Annotated in this window: 1 protein-coding gene; it reads right to left on the reverse strand. The window is 35.5% G+C overall.

All coding sequences use genetic code 11. The features are described from left to right. Nucleotides 1-278 precede the first annotated feature (278 nt). The coding region (locus F6K13_RS32145) for an adenylate/guanylate cyclase domain-containing protein (protein ID WP_287289753.1) at nt 279-1,634 on the reverse strand (1,356 nt) is incomplete at its 5' end.

Genomic DNA, 1,634 nt, shown 5'->3' on the forward strand with positions numbered 1-1,634 from the left:
TTATCATTTTCTTTGTGGGTTTAATACCCCACCGTCTACACGGTGTTCAAAATTACTTGGGGTTAGAATCCCCATGTAATTTTCCTCCTGTCTCCTGTCTCCTGTCTCCTGTCTCCTTCTTCAATAATTATTAATTATTGAACTATCTTTATTCTTTATAGTTTTTTTATAGTCATCTTTTGTGTAACAAAGCGGTGTTTTACCTAAAATGACATCATACCAAATATTTGAACTATCAAAACTCATCAATCAGACTTAATACTACTAAAAATTAACCACTAACTTTGCAGCGATTTATACAAAGATTCTAATTTAGCAGAAACATTTGGAGGTTTAGCCGTAAAACGAATATAAAAATTACCATTTTCTCCTGATTTCTCTAAAACTTTGCCATAAACATCCTCACTTTCTTTTCCATCCCAGATAAAATTAAGCTTAATATTAATCAAAGCTGGTGGAAGATGATCTCGTGTTTGCACAACCTGAATTTCTGCTTCTTTTTCTGATAATTTGATTAAGCTTCCTTTTTGCAAACAATCACCGACATTTTTGCCATCTAATACTACATAATTTAGAGATATTGTTTCTGTGAGTGGGAGATAATGTTCTTCTTCTTTTGTCAAAAATAAATTATATTTACCATCAATACCAGCAACATCATAAATCGTAATTGGTTTTTTAACTCCTTTTGGCATTACTTCTTTTTCATCATTAATTTTAATTATCGGTCCCACATTTTTTAAGGTTGTCTCAGAAATTAAAATTTGACCACCTGTAGTATAAGATTCAATCCGATAAGTTAAATTTACCTGACTGCCTACCACACCATATTTTGTTCGTTTATCAGAGCCAATATTACCAACAACAACCTCTCCAGTATTAATACCAATTCCCATTTCTAATGGCGGTAAACCCCATTCTTTCATCTGTTTATTCACAGGTTCCATAGCTAATTGCATATCAATAGCACAAGCAACAGCTCTTACCGGGTCGTCTTCTCTAGTTATAGGGGCACCGAATAAAACCAAAATTCCATCCCCCATAAACTCATCAATAGTTCCCTGATACTTAGTAATTACATCTGCCATATATCCCAGATAAAAGTTAAGAATTTTCACAACTTCTTCTGGTGTTATACGTTCTGATGTGGCAGTAAATCCTCTTAAATCAGAAGTTAAAATTGTGATGTTTCGGCGTTCACCTCCTAGCTTTAATCCTCCTGGACTTTCTAATAAAGTAGCCACTACTTCATCAGTTAAATAACGACCAAAAGTTTTGCGAATATCTTGTGCAGTACGAGCAATATAAGTTGTAATTGTAACTGCTGATCCAGTCAGACCTAAAAACGCAGGAATTACTGGCAACCACCAATTCCATACAAAAGCAGTATAGGTGCTAGCGAATAAGACTATACCTGAAGCGAACATTGTCAAGACTTTCCAAATAGAAAAATAGCTAACACCACCAGCAGTACGCCATTTCCAAGTTGTAGCTGCTCCCACCAAAGACCAGAATAAAATCCACGCCCACTCAAGAGGTTCCCCCCAAATCTGAATCAGAGAACGACCATCCATAGCAGAACTAATTAGTTGACTGATTAGATTAGCATGAACTTCTACCCCGCTCATGGGTTC

The sequence above is a fragment of the Okeania sp. SIO2B9 genome (genome assembly GCF_010672505.1).
Classification (GTDB): domain Bacteria; phylum Cyanobacteriota; class Cyanobacteriia; order Cyanobacteriales; family Microcoleaceae; genus Okeania; species Okeania hirsuta.